Source organism: Methanobrevibacter cuticularis (genome assembly GCF_001639285.1).
In the GTDB taxonomy this organism is placed as follows: Archaea; Methanobacteriota; Methanobacteria; order Methanobacteriales; family Methanobacteriaceae; genus Methanobaculum; species Methanobaculum cuticulare.
This window is the reverse complement of sequence record NZ_LWMW01000037.1, coordinates 1-982: the sequence shown is the minus strand read 5'-3', so window position 1 is coordinate 982 and position 982 is coordinate 1. Positions and strand designations below refer to the sequence as shown.

Genomic DNA, 982 nt, shown 5'->3' with positions numbered 1-982 from the left:
CTTAAAAAACAAATTAGACGAAATACTAACACATGAACAATTAAAAATCACCACAATCATTGAAAAATTAGAAAACAACAAATCCACTAATCAAAACCATAATGAATATTATCTTAAATCATGTTTTCCCCACAAAAACAAAAAAAATGATTATAAAAGACTTAAAAAAATATGCAGAAAAGCCTAAAATGTCAAAAAAATATGAAAAAGAGAATAAAAAAAAGCTTGGAGAAATATTAGAAATAGTCTACAGCGAACTTTTAAAACCTTTAGAAAACCTGTTTAAAAAAGAAATTGAAATAGTCATTGTTTTAGACAATTACCCAGTCCATAACGCTAAAATATTGAAAAAAACTTCTAAATACCTTAATATAACTCTTATACATTTACCACCATACTCCCCTAAGCTTAGCCCCATTGAACAGGTCTGGAGAACCATAAAAAAAAGAATTATCCACAGAATTTATCGAAAGTGAAGAATTTCTAATTGAAAATATTGAAAAATGCTTTTATGAAAATATTGACAAAAAGTCAATATACAAAAAAAATGGATTGATAAATTCATATTTGACATAAACAACAATCTATTAATCGCAGATATGTTCGAATCTGCAGTTTTAATATCATAAAAGAAATTCTAAATTCTTTTATAATTTATTTTTAAACTTTCCAAAATAAGCTATAATCTTAAATAAAGAAAAAAAATGTTTGGAAAGAATAGTTACATTAATTAACTTCTTTCCAAAAATAGATAACACAAAGTAATTTATTTTTTAGGTTCTTCTGTATACTGTTATTTTGAGTTTAGCTATTTTGTTGTATGCTAAGTTTTTGACCATTGTTTTTAGTATTTTAGATGCTTTGTTGTAGTTGTATTTGGTGTTTTTTGTTGTTTGTATTTTGTAGATTTTGTGTTTTTTGAGTATTTTTTTGAGTGATTTTGTGAATGTCTTTGAACCTGTTTTTTCTCCGTAGTTTTTGA

General features: G+C 24.5%; 3 protein-coding genes. 2 read left to right on the top strand and 1 reads right to left on the bottom strand.

The features are described 5' to 3' along the window. Window positions 1-187, top strand: a 187-nt coding sequence (locus MBCUT_RS11455; RefSeq protein ID WP_211263747.1) for a hypothetical protein, incomplete at its 5' end; no start/stop codon positions are given. 1 nt (window position 188) lies between these two features. Then, window positions 189-476 carry a transposase gene (locus MBCUT_RS01125; RefSeq protein WP_211263746.1) on the top strand — a complete coding sequence of 96 codons (288 nt, stop codon included), beginning with the start codon at window positions 189-191 and terminating at the stop codon, window positions 474-476. 297 nt (window positions 477-773) lie between these two features. On the opposite strand, the gene MBCUT_RS11120 is transcribed toward MBCUT_RS01125, so the two are convergent. Then, the coding region (locus MBCUT_RS11120) for a hypothetical protein (RefSeq protein WP_169805346.1) at window positions 774-982 on the bottom strand (209 nt) is incomplete at its 5' end.